This is a genomic window from Mycobacterium sp. SM3041, assembly GCF_039668335.1.
In the GTDB taxonomy this organism is placed as follows: domain Bacteria; phylum Actinomycetota; class Actinomycetes; order Mycobacteriales; family Mycobacteriaceae; genus Mycobacterium.
Genome location: NZ_JAYXBQ010000002.1, coordinates 44811 through 65900 on the forward strand (window position 1 = coordinate 44811; position 21090 = coordinate 65900).

The 21090-nt window shown below is 65.6% G+C and carries 22 protein-coding genes; 9 read left to right on the plus strand and 13 right to left on the minus strand.

Features of this window, described 5'->3' with window-relative positions:
* Nucleotides 1-40: 40 nt before the first annotated feature.
* Nucleotides 41-1108 (minus strand): alcohol dehydrogenase AdhP, encoded by a 1068-nt coding sequence (gene adhP / locus VXD91_RS02040; RefSeq protein ID WP_212806742.1) that lies wholly within the window; start codon nt 1106-1108, stop codon nt 41-43.
* A 348-nt stretch (nt 1109-1456) separates the two neighbouring features.
* On the opposite strand from adhP, the gene VXD91_RS02045 reads away from it, so the two are divergent.
* The 3 genes from VXD91_RS02045 to VXD91_RS02055 all read left to right on the plus strand — a co-directional run bounded on the left by VXD91_RS02045 (nt 1457) and on the right by VXD91_RS02055 (nt 4734).
* A complete protein-coding gene (locus VXD91_RS02045) occupies nt 1457-2821 on the plus strand; it encodes a TIGR00366 family protein (protein WP_318986856.1) in 1365 nt (454 codons plus the stop codon).
* A 121-nt stretch (nt 2822-2942) separates the two neighbouring features.
* Nucleotides 2943-4226 carry a helix-turn-helix domain-containing protein gene (locus VXD91_RS02050; RefSeq protein WP_346414500.1) on the plus strand — a complete coding sequence of 428 codons (1284 nt, stop codon included), beginning with the start codon at nt 2943-2945 and terminating at the stop codon, nt 4224-4226.
* Between the two features lie 67 nt (nt 4227-4293).
* On the plus strand, nt 4294-4734 hold the full coding sequence (locus VXD91_RS02055; protein WP_212806744.1) for a hypothetical protein: 441 nt from the start codon (nt 4294-4296) through the stop codon (nt 4732-4734).
* A gap of 4 nt (nt 4735-4738) precedes the next feature.
* On the opposite strand, the gene VXD91_RS02060 is transcribed toward VXD91_RS02055, so the two are convergent.
* The 3 genes from VXD91_RS02060 to VXD91_RS02070 all read right to left on the minus strand — a co-directional run bounded on the left by VXD91_RS02060 (nt 4739) and on the right by VXD91_RS02070 (nt 8007).
* Nucleotides 4739-5737 (minus strand): alpha/beta hydrolase, encoded by a 999-nt coding sequence (locus tag VXD91_RS02060; RefSeq protein WP_346414501.1) that lies wholly within the window; start codon nt 5735-5737, stop codon nt 4739-4741.
* A gap of 218 nt (nt 5738-5955) precedes the next feature.
* Nucleotides 5956-7338 (minus strand): DUF2252 domain-containing protein, encoded by a 1383-nt coding sequence (locus VXD91_RS02065; RefSeq protein ID WP_346414603.1) that lies wholly within the window; start codon nt 7336-7338, stop codon nt 5956-5958.
* 96 nt (nt 7339-7434) lie between these two features.
* Nucleotides 7435-8007, minus strand: a complete 573-nt coding sequence (locus tag VXD91_RS02070; RefSeq protein ID WP_346414502.1) for a DUF1707 domain-containing protein — start codon at nt 8005-8007, stop codon at nt 7435-7437.
* A gap of 409 nt (nt 8008-8416) precedes the next feature.
* Here VXD91_RS02070 and VXD91_RS02075 point away from each other — a divergent pair, with 409 nt between their 5' ends.
* Nucleotides 8417-8800 (plus strand): STAS domain-containing protein, encoded by a 384-nt coding sequence (locus tag VXD91_RS02075; protein ID WP_318986820.1) that lies wholly within the window; start codon nt 8417-8419, stop codon nt 8798-8800.
* Nucleotides 8801-8843: 43 nt separating this feature from the next.
* Entirely contained in the window at nt 8844-9293 is a 450-nt protein-coding gene (locus tag VXD91_RS02080) for an ATP-binding protein (protein WP_346414503.1), read from the plus strand.
* 4 nt (nt 9294-9297) lie between these two features.
* Here VXD91_RS02080 and VXD91_RS02085 read toward each other — a convergent pair whose 3' ends face one another.
* The 6 genes from VXD91_RS02085 to VXD91_RS02110 form a co-directional block, all read right to left on the minus strand.
* Nucleotides 9298-9741, minus strand: a complete 444-nt coding sequence (locus VXD91_RS02085; RefSeq protein WP_318986818.1) for a response regulator — start codon at nt 9739-9741, stop codon at nt 9298-9300.
* Entirely contained in the window at nt 9738-11315 is a 1578-nt protein-coding gene (locus tag VXD91_RS02090; RefSeq protein ID WP_346414504.1) for a CHASE3 domain-containing protein, read from the minus strand. Before VXD91_RS02090 ends, VXD91_RS02085 begins: the two co-directional genes overlap by 4 nt.
* A complete protein-coding gene (locus VXD91_RS02095; RefSeq protein ID WP_346414505.1) occupies nt 11312-12505 on the minus strand; it encodes a fused response regulator/phosphatase in 1194 nt (397 codons plus the stop codon). The genes VXD91_RS02090 and VXD91_RS02095 overlap by 4 nt, the downstream gene beginning before the upstream one ends.
* Nucleotides 12506-12674: 169 nt before the next feature.
* Nucleotides 12675-13394 (minus strand): SigB/SigF/SigG family RNA polymerase sigma factor, encoded by a 720-nt coding sequence (locus tag VXD91_RS02100; RefSeq protein ID WP_231388150.1) that lies wholly within the window; start codon nt 13392-13394, stop codon nt 12675-12677.
* 26 nt (nt 13395-13420) lie between these two features.
* On the minus strand, nt 13421-13858 hold the full coding sequence (locus tag VXD91_RS02105; protein ID WP_318986814.1) for an ATP-binding protein: 438 nt from the start codon (nt 13856-13858) through the stop codon (nt 13421-13423).
* Between the two features lie 248 nt (nt 13859-14106).
* Nucleotides 14107-14355, minus strand: a complete 249-nt coding sequence (locus VXD91_RS02110; RefSeq protein ID WP_346414609.1) for a hypothetical protein — start codon at nt 14353-14355, stop codon at nt 14107-14109.
* A 179-nt stretch (nt 14356-14534) separates the two neighbouring features.
* On the opposite strand from VXD91_RS02110, the gene VXD91_RS02115 reads away from it, so the two are divergent.
* Together VXD91_RS02115 and VXD91_RS02120 are read left to right on the plus strand one after the other, a co-directional pair.
* A complete protein-coding gene (locus VXD91_RS02115; RefSeq protein WP_318986855.1) occupies nt 14535-14780 on the plus strand; it encodes a CsbD family protein in 246 nt (81 codons plus the stop codon).
* Nucleotides 14781-15020: 240 nt separating this feature from the next.
* The gene (locus VXD91_RS02120) at nt 15021-15698 is read left to right on the plus strand and encodes a hypothetical protein (RefSeq protein WP_346414506.1); all 678 of its coding nucleotides are present in this window, start codon (nt 15021-15023) and stop codon (nt 15696-15698) included.
* Between the two features lie 32 nt (nt 15699-15730).
* On the opposite strand, the gene VXD91_RS02125 is transcribed toward VXD91_RS02120, so the two are convergent.
* The 3 genes from VXD91_RS02125 to glgX form a co-directional block, all read right to left on the minus strand.
* Nucleotides 15731-16177, minus strand: a complete 447-nt coding sequence (locus tag VXD91_RS02125) for a response regulator (RefSeq protein WP_318986812.1) — start codon at nt 16175-16177, stop codon at nt 15731-15733.
* A 193-nt stretch (nt 16178-16370) separates the two neighbouring features.
* Entirely contained in the window at nt 16371-17066 is a 696-nt protein-coding gene (locus VXD91_RS02130) for a TetR/AcrR family transcriptional regulator C-terminal domain-containing protein (protein WP_318986811.1), read from the minus strand.
* Nucleotides 17067-17218: 152 nt separating this feature from the next.
* Complete coding sequence (gene glgX, locus VXD91_RS02135) at nt 17219-19372, minus strand: glycogen debranching protein GlgX (RefSeq protein ID WP_346414507.1); 2154 nt, start codon at nt 19370-19372, stop codon at nt 17219-17221.
* Nucleotides 19373-19542: 170 nt separating this feature from the next.
* Here glgX and VXD91_RS02140 point away from each other — a divergent pair, with 170 nt between their 5' ends.
* Both VXD91_RS02140 and VXD91_RS02145 read left to right on the plus strand, forming a co-directional pair.
* On the plus strand, nt 19543-19698 hold the full coding sequence (locus VXD91_RS02140; protein ID WP_212806754.1) for a hypothetical protein: 156 nt from the start codon (nt 19543-19545) through the stop codon (nt 19696-19698).
* Between the two features lie 39 nt (nt 19699-19737).
* Entirely contained in the window at nt 19738-20964 is a 1227-nt protein-coding gene (locus VXD91_RS02145) for an AI-2E family transporter (protein WP_346414508.1), read from the plus strand.
* The last annotated feature ends 126 nt before the right edge of the window (nt 20965-21090 follow it).

Here is a 21090-nt window from a genome sequence, read left to right on the forward strand (position 1 = left end):
AGATCAGCTGTTGTGGGTTGCGGTTCGACCCTATGTGCCGCTACGCATTTCGGTAGTCGATGACGATGCGGCCGTCGATCTGTCCCTGTTCCATCCGCGCGAACACGTCATTGATCTCGTCGAGGCGCGCGCTGGTGACGGTCGGCTTGATCAGGCCGCGTGCGTAGAAGTCCAGTGCCTCGGCCATGTCTTGCCGCGTTCCGACGATCGACCCGCGGATGGTGAGGCCCTTGAGGACGATGTCGAAGATCGGGGCCGGGAAGTCGCCCGGCGGCAGGCCGTTGAACACGATGGTGCCACCGCGACGGGCCAGTGCGATCGCCTGACCGAACGCCTGCGGGTGCACCGCGGTGACCAGGACACCATGGACACCGCCGGTGGCCTGCTGCACCGACTCGACCACGTCGCTGGTACGGGCATTGATGGCGACCTCGGCGCCGAGCCGGGTGGCGAGTGCGAGCTTGGCGTCGTCGACATCGATCGCCACCACGCGAAGCCCCATCGCGCGGGCGTACTGAACGGCGATGTGTCCCAGCCCGCCGATGCCGGAGATCGCCACCCACTGGCCGGGCCGGGTGTCGGTGACCTTGAGTCCCTTGTAGACGGTGACGCCGGCGCACAGGATCGGCGCGATCTCCAGTGGGTCGGCGCCGTCGGGGATCCGCGCCGCATAGTCCGCGTTGACGAGCATGTAGGTGCCGAAGCTTCCGTTGACGGAATAGCCGCCGTTGCGCTGACTTTCGCACAAGGTCTCCCAGCCCGTCCGGCAGTATTCGCAGCGGCCGCACGCCGACCACAGCCAGGCGTTGCCGACCTTGTCGCCGACCGCCAGGTCGACCACGCCCTCACCGAGTGCCACGACCGTGCCGTAGCCTTCATGCCCCGGCACAAACGGCGGCTGCGGCTTCACCGGCCAATCACCATGTGCGGCATGTAAATCCGTGTGGCAGACACCGGATGTCTCGAGCTTGACCAGGGCTTCGCCATAGCCTGGCGTCGGCAGTTGCAGATCGTGCACCTGCAACGGCATGCCGAAGTCGGTGACGACCGCGGCCCGCATGGTGTCGGCGTGTCCCGCCACAGTTTCAGTGGCCAGTGTCTGTGTCATCGATTCACTCCATTCGTGAGAATTGTTGCGGGGAAGGTGTTGAGGTTCTGATTGGCGCAAAGCTGATAGCACACAACGCTATTGACAGCGACGTGCCGCCACATGCCCCGATCGGGCCGAGTACCGGACCTGCCCGGGCGGGCCGCGTACTACCCAATCGGGCAGGGCCGTCGGGCGCCGGCCGGACGCTCCCGGACCGGCGAAGCCGTTCGGCAAAGGCGCCACCCGGACGCCCCGCACCCGCCATGATGGGTGCCGTAACCAGACACGGCGAAGGTGGATCACGTGGCAACGAGCGAACATCCGAAGGGCACGAGCGCAGGCACCCAGCCCGAATGCCGCGGCGTCATGCAATCCCTGACGGCACTGTGCGTCCGCTACGTCGAACGCCTGATGCCCGACCCGTACCTGTTCGCCGTCATCCTGACCGTCCTGGTCGCCGCGATGGTGGCACTTATGGTGCACGGCGCCACCCCCAGCGGCATGCTCAAGGCCTGGTACGGCGGCGTGTGGGGTTCGCAGAACATCTTCACGTTCGCGTTCCAGATGGTGCTGATCCTCGTAACGGGTTACACGCTCGCCGAGGCGCCCGTCCTGAAGCGGGCCATCGTCCACATCGCGGGCAAGCCGAACAACCAGGTGCAGGGAGCCCTACTGTGTTTCGGCGTCAGCGCCGTGCTGTCGCTGTTGAACTGGGGACTGGGACTCGTCGCCGGCGCGCTGGTCGCCCGGCAGGTCGCAAAGCGCTTCACCGACGCACATTTCGGCTACCTGATCGCGGCCGCGTTCATGGGCTTCATCGTCTGGACACAGGGACTCTCGTCATCGATCGCGCTGGCCAACACCGACAGCAGCAGCCCGATCAACGTGATCCACAAGCTCACCGGCAGCACTGTTCCGTTGAGCCAGACCATCTTCCAGCCCTACAGCTGGCTGTCGGCGATCGCGGTGCTGGCGCTGCTCGCACTCGCGGTCTGGCGGATGGCCCCGGCGCAGAGTCTGGCACCGGACCCCGCGGTGTTCGAAGACGAGGTACCGGCTCCGCCGGTGCCCGGCAAGAAGACCTTCGCCGAGTGGCTCGAGAACCTCTGGATCCTCAACGTCCTCGTATTCGCCGCCGGCATGGCCTATTTCGTGCTCAGTGGATTCGCCCTGAACATCTCGTCGATGATCATGCTGTTCACGATCACCAGTGCGCTGCTGCACCGCACGCCGATCCGCTTCATCAGAGCGTTCACCGGCGCCGCCAAGGTGTCCGGCCCGCTGCTCCTGCAGTACCCGCTGTACGGCGGTCTGGTCGGCCTGCTCGGTTATCAGGCGACCAAGGCCGACAAGCCGCTGCAGACGCTCCTGGCCGAGGCCGTGGTCAACGGCGCGACGGAGCACACACTGCCGTTCCTGACCTTCGTCGGGTCGTTGATCATCAGCCTGTTCGTCCCGTCGGGCGGCGGCCACTGGGCCGTGCAGGGCCCCATCGCGGTCGACTCGGCACTGGCCATCGGCCAGCGTTCACCGGAGTACCTGGGGCTGATCTCCATGGCGGTCGCTGTCGGCGAAGGCGTCGCGAACATGATCCAGCCGTTCTGGCTGCTGCCCCTGCTGGCGATCGCGAAGCTGAATGTCCGTCAGGTGATGGGCTTTACGGTCGTCGCATTCCTGATCGGCGTCGCGGTACTGGGCGCCACCATGCTCATCGCGCCGTACGTGATCTGACGCCCAACACGCCGCGCGGGCGTGAGAAGAATGGGCCACGCTTTTGGTGCCGGAAACAAACCTTCGGCCGATTTGTCCCGCCATCTTCCGCCACCGCGTTGTGATAGATCACAATCGGCACGTGCCGTCCCCGTCCGAGCTGCCGCCGATCCCGGCGGACGCACCGTTGCGAAAGGTGATCGAGGACCGGATCGACGAGATCGCCACGACGCTTCTCCATGAGGCCGTCGAATCCATCGACTGGCCCACACCCATGCCGATCGAACATTTCGACGGTGAGGTGACCCCGTACATCATCGGCGGATTTCTGTACGGGCTCGACCTGATCACCGAAGGACGCAGGGTGACCCGTGCCGAGGCGGCGACCTTCGTCCTGCCGGTCGCGGAGCGGCATGCCGAGGACGGGATCCCGTTGCCGTTCCTGTTCACCGCGCTCCATGCCGGTATCCGAAAACTGTGGGAGATCGTGCTCGAATCGGCCTCCGAGGGCGACGCGGAAACGATCGCTGCGCTGGGCATGTACCTCGCCGACCTCACCGGGACCATCAGCGTGCTGATGACTGAGGTCTACCAGGACTCCGATTTCGTCCTCCGGGCCACCACGCGCCAGCAGATGAGTGCCCTGTGCGCCCACCTCATCGACGGCGAGCCCGGCAGCGACATGATCGCCAAACAAATCGGTGTCAAGCTCAGCGACCGCTATGACGTATTGGCGATCCGGGTGGACGGCGACGAACCGCGGACCACGCATGAGACGTTGGCGGCGCGCCGGCGGTTACGGCTCGCCAACCAAGTGTTCTACGGGCGCGGCGCCGGCGAAATCCTCAACACGTTCGACGGACACACGGGCGTGATCTTGCTGCCCGCACAGGTCGTGGAACAGCGGGACAACTCCGCCATGGCCGCACACCTGTGTGCACTGATCGACGCGCTCGGTGAACGACTCGAGGTCGCGATCTACGCCGCGTACCATCCCGGCGCGACGCTGGCGGCCATTCCCGCGGCGGCCGCGGAAGCCACCGAAATCACCTGCCTGGCAAGGCAACTGAACAGAGAGCCCGGTATCTACCAACTGGCTGATGTCCTTTTCGAGTACCAGTCGACGCGCCCCGGGCCCGCCCGGGACCTGCTGGCGCGCCACATCGCGCCGCTGCGCGACCACCCGGGGTTACTGCAAGCGCTCCAATCGCATCTGCGGCACGGCGCCGACCGGAAGGCCGCCGCGGCAGAGCTTTTCATTCATCCGAACACCCTGACCTACCGCCTACGGCGTATTCAGGAGATCACCGGCTATGACCCCACCGACCCCCACCAGTCCCGATTGCTGGCGTCGGCCATGACCGTGTACACCATCGACCATGCAGGTACACCGGTCGCCGACACAGGCCCGGGCAATCCCGGCTAGCTGAGCAGACCTCGGTCATCGAACGCGAGTTCTTCGTATCCCTACGGCACGAGATGTGAATCCAGTGGTGAACTACCAAGAGTTGCTGTCCGACGAACTTCGCAGCGCCGCAAGGCAGTTGCGGCACGCGGCCACGCAGAGCACTTGCCCGATCGAGCGAATCCTGTCGTACACCGCGACGATGATCGACTACGTCTACCCGGTAGAGCGGTGCGGACGAGCCTCGGTGCTGGCAACCGCCTGGCTCGAGCGTTCCGGACGCCATGCCGACCAGAACGATGCGCTCGTGGACGAATTGATCGAGCCATTGCGTGAGGCCATCCGCGTCGGATGCAGGAGCGGGGAGATGTCGTCACAGTGCCCTGATGACGATGCACAGTCGATCTTTCATCTGGTCACGGGCATGATCGTCACGCAGGCGGCCCTTGGCAGGCACGCCTCGCCGGAGTACCTCAAGGAGGCGACACGAACCGCGGTTGCGAACGCCCTCGGGTTCGCCGCGCCATGAGCAACTAAGCGGACTGCTCCTGCGCCCCGTTTCGGGCGAATGCCGACTCGATGAACTGCGTGACCTCGCGAAGTGCACGCGCCGCTTCGGGAACGATCGAGGCCGCGGCCTGAAAGACGTGGACCTGGTCCCGCCACACCTGCAATTGGTGCGGCACACCGGCCTTCGTCAGTTCGACGGCGAGCTCCTCGGCGTCGGGGGTGAGCAGTTCGGTCGAGCTCACCTGGATCAAAGATGGCGGCAGCCCACCCAGATCCGCATCGAGCAGTCGGTGCTCAGCTTCCGGCGGACTGTGCCGCATGACGAATCGATGGAACGCGCGGGCAAAGGCCTTCGAGAACAGCACATCGGTTGATCCGGAGGGCGCATCGATCTTGGCCTGCACGTCGAAGTCGGTCAGTGGCGCCATCGAGACGATCGCGCCGGGCATCGGCAACCCGCGCCTGGCCGCGAACAGCGCCGTGATGAAGACCAGGTAAGCGCCGGCCGAGTCTCCGATGAATGCGATGTTGTCCGGCGCGACACCTCGGCCGAGCGCGAACCGATATGCGTCGATGCAGTCTTCGATACCGTCGGCGATGGTGTGCTCGGGCAGCTTGCGGTAATCCACTGCGACAACTTCGCTCTGCAGCGCCGCGGCAATCCGCGAGATCATTTGACGGTGCAGGTGACGGCCCCCGACGAGAAAGGCACCGCCGTGCATGTACACGACGTAGCGATCCCCGCGCACGGCCGCCGGGCGGGTCGTCTCGGCCGGACAGCACGCCAGGTGGACAGGCTGGCGGGTGGTGCCCCCAACCGACCACAGCACGCGCCCGACATGATCGACCGCCCGATATGGCCAGGGCAGGCCGGGAGCCATCGCCCAGACCGTCAATGCCGGTTTGACCGTGACCTTCAACGCCAACGCGACAAGGCGCGACTGGATGCTGCCGCCTTCGAACTCGACGCGACGGGCGTTACTCCGGTCAAGCGGGAACAGATTCTCGGGTGCGGCAACCACGGTGTAGCCCTCCTGTTTCAACGAGCCCCGTTCGGTGGCTGCGGCAGCGCCGATGCTGCCTCGTTGTCCGAATCAGTATCGGTGTCCGGGTGGCCGCCGTCTCTACACCGAGCGCCGAAGTATCAGACCAAGCGATTGTGATGGGTCACAAACGCCGAGGCAGCTGCGGCCGGCGCAGTGCCCTTGCGCCCCAGGTGATCTGGCTGTGGCCCGACGGCTCACTCGTAGTCCCCAGGCAATGCCCCACGGTCGACGGCGCTGAGCAGTACGGCGTGGTCCGCCTCGGTCTGGTCGGCGTAGCGCCGGGCGAAGCCGGACAGCGCCTCGCTCACGCGGTCGGAATGGCCGAGATAACCGGCGATCATCGAGGCTCCGCTGGTCCTGGCGTGTCCCTTCGCCAGTAGCTGACCGACCACGCTGGCGTAGCCCGTCAGCATCTTGGCATCCAGTTCGTCGAGAGGTATGCGGCCCTTCATGTTTCGCAGCTGCCGGACGTAGAACTGGCGGCCGTCCACAGTCGTCCAGCCCAGCAGCGGGTCGCTGACCGTCTGCAGACACTGCTGGTATTCGACGACACGTTGCCCCTGATGGGCGTGAAGCGGCGAATCACCGTGGACGTAGCGCGCCAGTACGGATCGCCGGGCCTGCTTGAGCTGCAGGAAGATGACGTCCTTGGACGACGAGCCCGCCAGCAGCGCCACGTACGCCCGCAGCCCGACACTGCCGACCCCGACGACCTTCTGTGCCACGTCCAGCAGGGTGTAGCCACCGACCAGTCGGCGCCAGTACAGCGGCAGGGTCTCCAGATAGTCGTCCATCGCCTTGGTGAGCTGCGCTTCTTCCCGCGCCGGTAGCCGCGTGATCAATGGCGGTTCATCGACGATCTTCCGCACCCCGTCGACCTCGTGCGTGAAGCGTGGCAACGCGCGATCGCCGGTACGGCGACGTGCCCGCTTCGCCGAGCGGGTGACCAGCCGCTCCAGTGGTCCGTCGGCCTCGGTGGCGACGCGGTCGACGCTGAGTCGGTTGAAGGCCCTGACGAACAGCGGCAGATCGGCAAGCCTCCGGATCTCCTTCTGATACGACGCGACACACGCTTGCACGGCGTCACCGCAAGCGCTTTCCGACGCGTCGTTCTCCCGCCCGGCCACCCAGATACTCGCCACCAGCCTGCGCAGGTCCCATTCCCAGCCGCCGGGGTGCGCTTCGTCGAAGTCATTGAGGTCGATGACCAGTTCCCGCTCGGGCGATGCGTAGAACCCGAAGTTGCCCAGGTGCGCGTCGCCACAGACCACCGGCATGATTCCCGTCGTCGGCAGGTGCGAGACGTCACGCGCCATCACGACCGCGGCACCACGCAGGAAGCCATAGGGCGATGCAGCCATCCGCCCGACCCTGATCGGGATGAGTCGCTCGATCCGCCCCTCATGGCTGGCCTGGATCAGGTCGACCGGGTCCGGCCGCCCCGCACGATCCGACCACGTGGCCAATGCCCGCCGGGGCACCTTCTTGCGCAGGGCCTTACCCAATGCGTACCGCTCGTCCCGCGTGGCCGGCGTGCGCAGCAATGACCGGTATGTCTCGGTCTCGGTGCCGGTCACGACGGTGTGCTGGTCCGGAATCGTCGTGTCCGCAAGTGGTGGCGGGTCGTTCACCAACGCCGTATACCCGCCCAGACGCCGGTCAAGCACGAACCATCAGATGGCCGCTGGAGACCACCGTTGCGCTTCGCGGCCGGATCGGGACGCGGCGTCGCAGGATCGCCTGGGGGTGGCGGAACCAACGGCCTTCGAATCCTCTCCCCCGTGGGCCCCGCCACTGGTGAACACGCCGATTGCGCTGGGCACCAACAACGCGCAGCCCCAGGGGACCGCCACCCAGAACGGCCAGAAGTAGCCGGCGCCGGTGGCGAGCCAGATCGCGAGGCACAACAGGTTCACTGCGGCCCACGGCATCCACATGATCACGACCCAGGCCGGAATCGACTGCTTCCGTTGCCGTTTGGGCTTACCCCGCTCGTCGGATGGCGGTAGGTCCGAGACGATGTCGGCGAGCTCGCCGCGGGTTTCGGCCCGGTAGAGCCATTGCAGGCGGGTGTCGTACTCCGTGAGGGTCAGCCTGCCGTCAGCGACGGCACGGATGAGCCGGCGAGACATGACTTCGCGCTCGGCATCGCCGATCCGGATGTGACTGCCGACCGTCTCGGTCGCGGCGCCACCGGCGCTGTTTCGCGTCGGCTCGGGAAACGGGAGGTCTTCATGGTGGTGCATGGTGCAACTCCATTCGCCATAACGGTGTTATGACAATTCATAACACCGTTATAGATTGATGGCAAGGGATTTCCGGCGGTTGGCGCGTACGCGCCTGGCGAAACAATCAGCGCCGAAGACCGGGACGCCGACCCGGCGGGTCGAACCGAACGCGCTTTACCACCCCCACAATCAATCCGCATGCGGCACAATCGGATTGACCATCGGCCCCACGGTTGCGTCGGTTCCGGATCCGCACCGGCCGACAAAATAGGCCTTCACTGATACCCGCCGGTGAGCCGGACGAAACATGTTATTTGCCACACCGGCAGGCAGGCTGTGTCCTACTAGGTTTGGTGCAGCGGGCACCGGAAGCGCCGATAGTATTTGGAACTATCGGCTCACGCGTGTGGGCCCTTCGGAGGTGACAATGTCAGGCCAGCCAGTCCAGGGAAGCGGCAACCCCGCCGCGGCGAGCTGCGCAGTCGAACAGAGCCAGATCGGCGCGGTCAGCGTGGTCACGGTATCCGGAACGGTGGACATGCTCACCGCTCCGCAGCTCGAAGCCGCACTGAGCCCGGCGGCTGTCGGCACAGCACAGGCGGTCGTCGTCGATTTGAGTGCCGTGGAGTTCCTGGCCTCGGCCGGGATGGGCGTGCTGGTGGCGGCGCATGCGGACCTGGCGCCGGCGGTTCGGCTCGTCATCGTCGCCGACAGTCCCACCACCAGTCGGCCCCTCAAGCTGGTCGGCATCGCCGACTTGATCGAGTTGTTCGCCACGCGAGACGAGGCGCTCGCGGCTGTCACCGCCTAGAGTGCGGTCGTTGTCCATCGGAAGGTAGGTCGAGCAGGTCGCTATGACGGAGCCGGACCAGTCGAGCAGCGGGGCGCGTTTCAGTAAAACTGACGTGGTGGCGATCCCCGAACATGCCGCATCCGTCCGTCAGGAGTTCTCGAGCTGGTTGACGGGGCACGTCGCACTGGACCGGGTCAAAGCGAGCGACATCGTGCTCGCCGTCAACGAGGCGTTGGCCAACGCCGTGGAGGCTGCGTACGCCGATGCCCCTGCGCCCGGCGTCATGCACGTTCACGCCGACTTCGACCGCGGGTCAGGCCTGCTCACCGTGACCGTCACCGACGAGGGCACGTGGCGCCCCGCCACCGCGCAGGTCGCGAACTCGGCCCGGGGGCGCGGAATTCCGTTGATGCAGGCGCTCACCGATCGTGCGTCGATCGAGCCGACCGATGCCGGCACCCAGGTGCGCCTGCAGTGGGATGCCGTGGAAGCCGCTACCGCCGGCGGGTGACCCGCTACTGCGGCAGCCGCACCACCTGGACGAAGAACTCGTCGATCTCCCGGACCGCCTTCATGAACTGATCGAGATCGACCGGCTTGGTCACGTACGCGTTCGCGTGCAGCTTGTAGCTGCGCAGGATGTCCTCCTCGGCCGAGGAGGTGGTCAGGACGACGACCGGGATATGGCACAGGTCCGCGTCGGACTTGATCGCCTCCAGCAATTGCCGGCCGTCGTACTTCGGCAGATTCAAGTCGAGCAGGATGAGGTCCGGAGTCGGGGCATCCGCGTGGACGCCGCGCTTGTAGAGAAAATCCAGACCTTCTTGACCGTCGCGGGTGACATGCAGGGTGTTCTTGATCTTGTTGTCCGCGAACGCTTCACGGGTGATCAACTCGTCCCCCGGATCGTCCTCGACCAACAGGATGTCCACCACTCTGCCCGCTGACGACGCGTTCATGGGTGACTTCCTTCCGGCTCCTCAGATGCGATGACGTTCGGCTCGGTGGTCGGGGTGGCCGGCAATGTGAACACGAACCGCGTGCCATCGGTGTACGACGTGTCGATCCCGATGGTGCCGCCGTGATGTTCGACGATCTTCTTGCACAGCGCCAATCCGATGCCGGTACCGCTGTAGGCGTCGCGACCATGCAACCGCTGAAAGATCACGAACACCTTGTCCACGAACTCCTCGGCTATCCCAATACCGTTGTCCGTGACCGTGAATACCCAATAGTCGGCCTCTTCACCCGTTCCGGATGTGCATTCGATCACGATCCGGGGCGCTTGCCCCTCGCGCCGGAACTTCACCGCGTTACCGATCAGGTTCTGCCACAGCATCGTGAGCAACGTCGGGTCGCCGTCGACCCGCGGCAGGCCACCAGGCGGCAGCAGCACCTCGGCGCCCGACTCGGCGATCGAGGTCGCGAGGTTCTGCATGGCCGACTCAACAACCTCGACCAGGTCGACCTCGGTGTGCCTGGCGTTGATCCGGCCGACGCGGGAAAAGGTGAGCAGGTCGTTGATCAGCACCTGCATGCGCTTGGCGCCGTCGACGGCGAAGTTGATGTACTCGGTGCCGCGCTCGTCGAGCTGGTCGCCGTACCGCTTCTCGAGCAGCTGGCAGAAAGACGCGACCTTGCGCAGCGGCTCCTGCAGATCGTGCGACGCGACGTACGCGAACTGTTCGAGTTCAGCGTTGGATCGGCGCAATTCCTCGGCCTGCTCGTCGAGAGCCAGGCGGGCGAACTGGGACGCTTCGAGTTCCTCGACGATGCGCTGCCGCATCTCCTCGACATCGACGGCGATCGCGCGAATGTCCGTGGGCCCCTGGGGAACTATCCGCTCGTCGAAGTTGCCCTGCGTGATGCGGCGACACGCCGCGGCGAGCGCGCCCAGCGGACGGGTGACCGAACTCCGCACCAGCATGGCCAGCACCATCGCCATGACGATGAAGGCGCCGACCATGGTGGCCAGCACTCGGTCCCGCCATTGGCGAATCGACGCCAGCCGAGCCGTGTCGGCGTCGCGCGCCTGTTCCAGGTGCCGGTTCTGTGTATCGAAGAGCGCACGCAGGTTGTCGAACTCTTTCTTGCCGTCCTCGTTGGTCCGGCTGTCGACGACGGCTGGATGTCCCACGACGACACTGGCGATCAACGGCTTGGCATAGGTGCTGCGCCAGGTACTCGCAGCCCGTTCGATCGCATCGAGATCGGCCATGAGGGCGTCGCGACCTCCCAGCAAGCTTCTGAGTTTCTGCGCCGCAGCGGTTTCGGCGCGCTGTCCGTCCTCATACGGCGCCAGGAACTGGCGGTCGGCGGCGCTCGCGTAGCCGCGGACCGCGGTTTCCTGATCACGCAGCCCCGCTTGCAACCGGTAGGCGGCCACACGCGCCGGCTGCAGGTGCTCGATCAGTTCGCTCGAAACGGTGTCTGTCCGGTTCATCAAGAGCGCACCGCCGACGGCACCGGAGAGCACCACCGCGCCCATCGCGGCCAGCACCAGGTTCTGCCAGCCCTGCACCGTCAGCTTCATCGAACCGAGCGCTCCACTCGAATGACGGCGATGTCGTCGGTGAGACCACCGAAGGGCTCGGCCCGCGCCTCCGTCTCGCTGATCAACGCCTTGACGAACTCGGCCCCGGGCAGGCGCGCGAGTGAGCGGGCCGTCGCCAGCAGTCCGTCCTCCCCGAGGCGTTCGCCCTCGCCGCCCGCGGGTCCCTCGAAGAGCCCGTCCGTCAGCAGCATCAATCCGTCGCCCGGCCGCAATCGCAACCGATTGACCGGCCATTCCGTGGCGCCGAGTCCCAAGGCCGGGCCGGCGACCGGTTCGAGCCAGTCGACGGTGCCCGCGCCGTGCATGAGCAGCCCGGGATGACCTGCCCGCACCACGTCGAACTCCCCGGTATCGGGGGTCAGCGCCACGCTCAGCAGCGTCGCGAAGGTGCCGCGGCTGGGCCGCTCGGTGGTCAGGATGCGGTCGAGCTGGCACATCCGCTGGTTGCCGCGCAGACCGGCGAAAGTCAGTGCGCGCCAGCCGATTCGCAGCGCGACCCCCAACGCGGCCTCGTCTGGCCCGTGGCCGGCCACATCGCCGATCATGACGTGCACCGTGCGGTCCGGTGTCTGCACCACGTCGTAGAAATCGCCACCGATCAGGGCATCCCGCCGGCTCGGCAGCGACTGTGTGACGATCTCGACGCCGGGATCGTCCAGAAGGAGCGGAGAGGGCAGCAGGCCCCGCTCCAGTCGGGCGTTCTCCTGTGCGCGCAGTCGGCTGGCATGCAGATCCACCGCGGTGACCTCGGCACGCTTGCGTTCGATCGCATAGAGCACCGCCCGGCGCAGCGTCTCCGGGTCCACACGGCCCTTCACCAGGTAGTCCTGTGCACCGGACGCCATGGCGGCAACACCGAAATGCTCGTCGTTCAGACCGGTGAGAACCACGATCGGCAAGCTCGGGGCCAACGCACCCAACCGATCGAGAGCGTCGACTCCGCCGGCATCGGGCAGGTGCAGGTCGAGCAGCACACAATCCGGACGCAGCGCTTCCAGCGCTGCCGCGGCCTGGGTCAGGGTGGACGCCCAGTGGAAGTCGATGTCGATCGCGGCGTCGGCGATGAGCTCCTCGACCAGGAGGGCGTCACCGCGGTCGTCTTCCACCAGCAGCAGCGACAGCGGCCGGTCCCCCGGGGGCTCCGCCTTGGCGGAATCGGAACGGTTCATCCGCGGCTCTGCCGGCATGGACAAGTGGTCACATCCTTCACCAAGCGGCCACCTACGTCGTGCTGACCATCGTGTTGCGCTGTGCTTACCGTCGCGGACGTTACCAGTTGGCCCCACACCGCTCCCGCCATTGACGCGCACCGCAGTCGCCGGGCACCGGGGCGCAGCCCTACTCCAACTTCTCCCGAAGCTGCGCCAGGGTTTTCGCCAGCAACCGCGAGACGTGCATCTGCGAGATGCCCACCTTGGCGGCGATCTGAGACTGCGTCATCGATTCGAAGAATCGCAGCACCAGCACCGTCCGCTCGCGTTCCGGCAGTTCGGCCAGCAGCGGCCGGAGCGCCTCGCGGTATTCGACCTTTTCCAAACCGGGATCGACGTCGCCCAGCGTCTCCGCCAGGGACGGGCGCTCCTCGCTCCCCGCGGCCCCGTCGATCGAGGTTGTCTTGTACGAACTGCCCGCCATCAGGCCATCGAGGACCTCGTCGCGATCGATGCCGAGCTCGGCGGCCAGCTCAGAAGCCGTGGGCGCGCGCCCGAGGCGTTGCGACATCTCGGCGCTGGCCGTGCCGATCTGCAGATGCAGCTCTTTCATGCGGCGCGGGACCTTCACCGACCAGCTGTTGTCGCGGAAGTGGCGACGCAGCTCTCCCATGATCGTCGGGACCGCGAATGAGGCGAAGTCCGAACCCATCTCGACGTCAAAACGCTTCACCGCGTTGATCAGGCCGATGCGCGCAACCTGCAGCAGATCATCGCGTGCTTCGCCCTTGCCCTCGAAGCGCCGCGCGATGTGGTCGGCCAACGGCAGACACCGCTCGATGATCGCGTCCCGCTGCTCGATGTAGTCAGCTGAGTCCTCGGTCGTCCCCTGGAGCTGACGGAACATCTCGAGAACGTCCGCATACTCCGCCGTCACCGCTGCAGACTCACTCGTCTCGAGGTCAACGAAACACCCAGCACCTGGGTGCCGTCGGTCGCCGGCTCGTCGGCGAAGGTCGACACGTCATCGGCCAGCGAGCTGAGCACGTGCCAGCTGAAACTGTCCGGCTTCACCACGGCGCTGCCGCGGCTGTCGTCGGCCACACACGTCGCCGAAGCACGAATCACCACAGCATCATTCGCCGGGTCGACGACGACCCGCAGGCTCGACCCGGGCACCGCGGCCCGGATGAGTCCGGTACAGGCCTCGTCGACCGCCAGCCGGATATCGGCGATGGCGTCCAGATCGAAATCCTCGAAGGCGGCGACCGCTGCCACGAGCGTCCGCAGGACGGCCAGGCTCTCCGGCGATGCCGCAACGATCAACTCAACAGACCGGTCACTGGTGCCCTGCCCCACTGCCTCAACCACCTATTTCCTCCAGCGTCCCTGTGCAGGCCACTCCACGTCGCACTCTGTGTACCCATTGTCCATGGCTGCTCAAACAAACATGCATCGCCCGCCGCCGCCCGCTGTCGGCGGCGGCAGTACCCGAAGGCGGGCTACGGTGTCAGCGCGCTTCGCCGTCTGTGCAGCCGTCCGATTCATCCTGTGCCGCAGGCTTTTTCGATCAGCTGCCGTACTTCGTCGCGAAGACGACCGCGTCGACGCACGGCCGGCTAGTACCAGTAGCGGCGGCCGGCGATCGGACGTCCGGTCGCCCCCAGCAGCCAAAAAACCGCGCCCACCACCAGCACGACCACGCCGGCCACCCACAGGGGGTAGATGTTGAAGATCAGCCCGAGAGCAAGCAGTACAGCTCCGACCAAAATCATGGTGCCTCTTTCCGTTGTGGGCAGCGCACGCACGTCGTCGTGACGCCCGCCCGGTCTGACCTTGCCGGTCAGCGGCAGTCCTTCCGTACCCACGGGCGTCAGCTGCCCAAACATTTCGGAATTTCTCCACGGAATGCCCTTTGGGGCACCCACATCCGTGTGGTGCAGATCGCAATTCTCGCCGTTTGACGTGCACCGGAGCTGGGAATTCTCGGCAGGCGTGGGGAACGGTTCTCCGTGCGATCATCCGATCCGTGAGCGGAAGGGTAGCCATGAGCGAGGACAAGAACACCGGTCCCGAGGAAGCCATCCGGGGCGTCGTGGAAGGCGTCAAGGGCAAGGCCAAGGAAGTCATCGGCACCGTCGCCGGACGTGACGACCTGGTCCGTGAAGGCCAGGCCCAGCAGGACAAGGCCGATGCGCAGCGCGACGCCGCGAAGAAGGAAGCCGAGGCGGACGCCGCACGCGCGGGCGCCAAGGCCGCTGAGGCGCGCGAGAAAGCCGAGCAGCAGAACTAGGCGCGGCTGAGACCGCAGCACAGTCAGCGGCCCAGTCCAGCGACATGCTGGACTGGGCCGCTCTGGTGTGCGCGGAATTCGCCCGGAAAGCCCTTGCATTGAAAGACCTTTCGTCAGCTCAAGGTCAGGGACACGCGTACACCCGCGCCGCGTCCGCTGAGTGTTTGCCATTCGAATGCAGCGGGTAACTGTGAAGTCAGCTGACGCACTCGCGCGTTGCCCGACTCGAAGGATTCAGGGATGACACTCGAACTGATGGCGGCGCCACGAAGTGCGGACGAGGCGGCCGGCATTGTCCAGCCGTTGTCCGACGAAACCGCCGCATCCGGCGTGACTGTGCACCTGCCGGTGTTGCTGGTGGGCCTGCGCTGGTTGTTCGACACCGAGCAGCCGGCCCGCGCGGTCCAGTGCCCCGCGGGCGACAGCCTGCCGTCGGTGGGCGGACGAGCGTTCCGCTTCATTCCCGCCGACCGCGACGGCCGGGCGGCCGTGGGCATCGCGGTGACCACCGGCATTGCCGGCGACGTGATCGGCGGTCACGAGGCGGCCGACTTCATCGATCTGCTCGAGGGCATGGGCGAAGAGGTACTGGCCATCAATTCCGTCGCGGCAGGCGCGTATTACGTGCTGACTCTGGCGCGACCCGCGCATCCGACGCTGCGGAGCGCGGTCGTCCGGTACCGCGCCCAGCACCGGGCCGACTCCACTGCCTCACCGTTCGGACCGGCGCACCACGGCGATGACGTCAGCCCTGTGAGCGCGACGGATCTGCAGCGGCAGCTGGCCGCGAGCGCCGCTGAGCAGGACAGCAAGCCATTGCTCGACGATGCCGCCGGCGTGCATTGGATGGACCGTTTCAGCTTCCGGACTACCGCCGAGTTCGCCGGCGGCGATCTGTGCCTGGCCGTGCAGACGTAGCCGGTCTGCCCGAGCCGAAGACCCGGCTGCTGTCAGCCCCGCGGCAACCGGACCACCTGCACAAAGAACTCGTCGATCTGGCGTACCGCGCTCAGAAACTGCTCGAGATCGACCGGTTTGGTCACATACGCGTTGGCATGCAGTTTGTAGCTGCGCAGGATGTCTTCCTGCGCTGACGATGTGGTGAGCACGACGATGGGGATGTCGCACAGTTCGACGTCCGACTTGACCTTCTCGAGCAACTGCCGGCCGTCGTATTTGGGCAGGTTCAAATCGAGCAGGATCAGGTCCGGTCGCGGCGCATCGGCGTACGCACCGCGCCGGTAAAGGAAGTCCAGGCCCTCCTCACCGTCGTGGGCGATGTGCAGAACGTTCTTGATCTTGTTGTCGGCGAAGGCTTCCCGGGTAATCAGCTGGTCACCGGGATCGTCCTCGATCAACAGAATGTCGATCGCCCTGCTGTCGCGCGGCACGGTCACGTGCACACCTTCCCCACCTATACGTAGATGACGTTCGATCCATCGTCCGGCCGCGCCGGGAATGGGAGTACACGGCGGGTTCGGCGTTTCCATCAGCGGCGCCGGCAGTCTCCTGCCATGACACACATCCCTACCCACGATCAGTTTACATTGTAAACGGCCGGGTTGGCAGCGGGCACCGTCAGACGCCCGCTCAGCGCCGCGGCAAGTTCGATTCGAGCCGGTCCAACAGCGCTTCGAGCGCTTCTTCGAACTCGGTTTCGCCGTAGTCTTCCGACAGCAGGGGTTGCAGCCGCTGCAGCTGCGGGTAATCCGACAGCTTGGCCCTCGGCCGGTCGGCTTCTTCGAGGATCGCCTCGGCGGGGCTCAATTGGGCGCCGCGAGCGGACACCTCCAGCAGCAGCTGACCCACCAGGAACGTGGTGTACGCCCGGTATGCCGCCACTGCCGCGACGTCATCGAACCCATAGGAAAGCAACGTATCGAGGAAGCTTTCCATCCAGCGCATGCTGCGCAGCGGCGGGCGCACCCACGGCGCCTCCGGCGCCTGTGTCGCCACCAGCGGAAAGAGTTCGGGATGCTGCAGCGCGATCTGACGCACTCCGTGAGCAAGGCGGATCAGATAGTCCTGCCAGCCGTCTTCCTGCCGGCGGGCCGCCAGCTGCTCGGCGTACAGGCGGTCGACGACATGGTCGACCACGCCGGTCAGCAGGTCTCCCCTGCCGTGGACATACCGGTACAGGGCCATCGCCTCCACACCACATGCCGCGCCCAACCGGCGCATGGTCAGCTTGTCCAGCCCATGCTGGTCGATGAACTCGATCGCGGTGTCCAGGATGAACTCTCGAGACAGCGCCGGGTGGCCATCGCGCACACCGTCACCGGGCACGGCGTCGGAGCCTCCCGCCGCAGTTGCGGGGATTCCGGAGTCATTGGCTCCCGACAAAGCGCCGACCTCCCAGTACTCGCTGATTCCGGGACCAACGCTAGCCGCAGTGGGCGACGAAATGGTGGAGCGTCACCGCGGGCAGCGTGCTTGTTTCAGGCAACAGTACGGAACACCGTCAGGGCACGGCTTTCCACCGTCACGGTGGCTTCCGCCTCCAGCGGCGCAGTCTCGGCGTCGACGGTGGCCAGACCACTGGCGGTGTCGAGTATCAGTCGCCACCTCGAACCGAATTGCGCTGGCGGCAGCGCGAATTCGATGGCGTCGTGGTGAGCGTTGAAGCACAGCACAAACGAGTCGTCGACGACCCGCTGCCCGCGCTCATCCAGGTCCGGTATGCCGTGTCCGTTGAGGTAGACCGCGACGGACTTGCCGAAGGCGGCGTTCCAATCATCGTCGGTCATCTCCGAACCGCTCGGCGTGAAGAAGGCGACGTCCGGAACGTCCTGCGCGCCCCGGGCGCGCACCGGCCGGCCGTTGAAGAAGCGTCGGCGCCGAAAAACCGGGTGCGCGGTGCGGATTGCGGCGATGCCGCCGAGGAAAGCGGTCAACTCGGTGTCGGCGGATTCCCAATCGATCCAGGTGATTTCGTTGTCCTGGCAGTAGCCGTTGTTGTTTCCCCCTTGTGTGCGCCCCAGTTCGTCGCCGTGCGAAATCATGGGCACGCCCTGGCTCAGCAAGGTGGTGGCCAGAAAATTGCGCTGCTGGCGTCGACGCAGCGCCTCGATGTCGGGATCGTCGGTCGGACCTTCCACACCGCAGTTCCAGGACCGGTTGTTCGATTCGCCGTCGGAGTTGTTGTCACCGTTGGCCTCGTTGTGTTTCTCGTTGTAGGACACCAGGTCCCGCAGCGTGAATCCGTCATGGGCGGTCACGAAATTGATCGAGGCGACCGGCCGGCGCGAGGTGTGCTCGTAGAGGTCCGCCGATCCGGTGAGCCGTGACGCGAACTCGCCGAGCGTGGATTCCTCACCGCGCCAGAAGTCACGCACGGCATCGCGGTACTTACCGTTCCATTCCGTCCACTGCGGCGGGAAGTTTCCGACCTGGTAACCACCGGGCCCGACATCCCACGGCTCGGCGATCAGCTTGACCTGGCTGATGACCGGATCCTGCTGGACCATCTCGAAGAACGTCGAGAGCCGGTCCACGTCGTAGAACTCGCGCGCCAGCGTCGACGCCAGATCGAAACGGAAACCGTCGACATGCATCTCGGTCACCCAGTACCGCAACGAATCCATGATGAGCTGCAGCGCATGCGGGTGACCGGCATTGAGACTGTTGCCCGTGCCGGTGTAGTCCATGTAGAACTTCTGGTCCCCATCGACCAGCCGGTAGTAGGCGGCGTTGTCGATGCCCCGGAAGGACAGCGTCGGGCCCAGATGGTTGCCTTCCGCGGTGTGGTTGTAGACCACATCGAGGATCACCTCGATGTCGGCCTGGTGCAGGTCGCGCACCATGGCCTTGAACTCTTGAACCTGGCCCCCGGGCGTCACTCCTGACGTGTATTTGGGGTCCGGCGCGAAGAACCCGATGGTGTTGTACCCCCAGTAATTCGACAGCCCTTTGTCGATCAGCACGGAGTCGTTGGCGAAGTGGTGCACCGGCATCAACTCGACGGCCGTGACACCGAAGCTCTTCAGATGGTCGATGATCGCCGGATGCGCGACGCCCGCGTAGGTGCCGCGATCACGCTCGGGAACGTCGGGGTGAAGCTGCGTCAGCCCCTTCACGTGGGTTTCGTAGATCACCGAATCGGCGTACGCGCGCTGCGGCGGCCGGTCGTTGCCCCAGTCGAAGTACGGGTTGATCACCACTGACTTGGGCATGCGGGCGGCCGAATCATCGTCATTGCGGCTGTCTTCGTCACCGAAGTTGTACCCGAAGAGACTTTGGTCCCAACGGAATTCGCCGTCGATCGCCTTGGCGTAGGGATCGATCAACAGCTTGTTCGGGTTGCAGCGCTGTCCCGCCGCAGGATCGTACGGCCCGTGGACGCGATAGCCGTAGTGCTGTCCGGGCACGACATCGGGGAGGAATCCGTGCCAGATGAAGCCGTCGACTTCCGGCAGCACCACCCGCGTTTCGGTGCCGTCGTCGGCGAACAGGCAGAGCTCGACCCGCTCTGCGGCCTCACTGAAGACGGCGAAGTTCGTTCCGACACCGTCATACGTCGCTCCGAGCGGGTACGCCTTGCCCGGCCATACCTCGGTGCGGCGGTTGTCCTCCGAGTCGGCGGACGTTGTCATGTGCTCTCCTCGAGCGCCAGTACTGGGGTGGGAGGAATAGCCCGCATCAGCGCCATCCAATCATCGCGACGGTCGGAATGCACGGTTGGTTTGGCCGGGTGTCGGCATGGGTACCTGAAAGCCGCCGGTGTTGACGAAGACGTCAACACCCCGAGCGAGGAGCGCAGCACATGATCATCTTGGGCATTATCTTGCTAATCCTGGGCTACGCCCTGGCAGTACCGATTCTGGAGACCATCGGTGCAATCCTGGTCGTGATCGGTGCGGTCCTGTGGATCCTGGGCGCCGTCGGGCGGCCGGTCGCAGGACGCAAGGTGTGGTTCTAGCCGGCGCGGTAACCGTTCCTGCGCACCGCGGGCCCTGTGGTGACGAGCGCCCGGCCGTGCGGTGACCGCGAACCACCCGACGAGGCGAACCAGGTAGAGAAGACGGGTGAGGCCGGTCAGCCGGCGCACCACGACATGGTGGCGCAGCCGCACGGCACAGATGAGGAACCGATCGCCGCGGCAGAAGCTGTCGCCGCGGAGATGAAAACCGATGCGCGTCCCCATGGCGAATTGGGGCGGCGGTTCGATCGGCACTCACCCTTCTTCGTCGGGATGACGGCGGCCGCAGGCGTTGCCGTGACGTACGGCGCCGTGCACATGCTGGTCGCCGCGCAGTCGGTGCTGGTGCTGATCGGAGTGGCGTTCTTCCTGGCGCTGGGGTTGGAACCCGCCGTCTCGTGGTTCGTCAACCACCATCTGCCGCGTTGGCTCGCCACCACAGCCGTTTTCATCATCTTTCTTGCGCTGATGGCCGCCTTCGTGGCAGCGGCGATTCCGCCGCTGTCGCAGCAAGCCACCCAGCTTATCCATCAGGCGCCGCACTACATTCAGCAAGCGCAGAGCCACTCGTCCACGATCGGAAAACTCAACGACCGCTTCCATATTCAGCAGCGGATCACCGACACGATGAATGGTTCGGGCGGGTCGATACTCAACGAGATCGTCACTGCCAGTTCGGCGGTGTTCGCCGCACTGGCCGATGTGCTCATCGTCATCGTGCTCACCGTGTACTTCCTGATCGACTTCCCGCGCATCCGCGCCACCCTGTATCGCCTTGTCCCCCAGACCCGTCGGCCGCGCGCGATCCTCATCGGCGACGACGTCTTCGCCAAGGTCGGCGCCTACGTCCTGGGCAACGTGGCGATATCGGCGATCGCCGCAGTCGCCACCGCGGTGTGGCTGACCGCGTTCGACGTGCCCTATCCGCTACTGCTCGGCATCTTCGTCGGACTCTTCGATCTGGTGCCGGTCGTCGGCTCCACCATCGCCGGAGTCGTGGTGGCGGCGGTGGCCCTGACGGTCTCGCTACCCGTATGTGTTTCCACCGCAGTCTTTTTCATCGTATTCAGAGCTCTCGAGGACTATCTGCTTGTCCCCCGCATCATCGGACACGCGGTCAAGGTGCCCGCATTGGTCACCGTCGTGGCGGTTCTCATCGGCGGCGCTCTGCTCGGCATCGTCGGGGCATTGGTGGCCATTCCGGTCGCAGCTGCCGTGCAGCTGATCACCCGCGAGGTGCTGTTCCCGCGGCTCGATGGCACCTGAGCACCAGCTGCCCCTCACACCGAACAGCCAATGTCCGGCAGGTCACAACACCACGGTGTTTCGAGTCGAGGCAGATCGGAAATCCTGCAACCAGGGCGCGGCACAGCGATACCGCTCCTGAGGAAT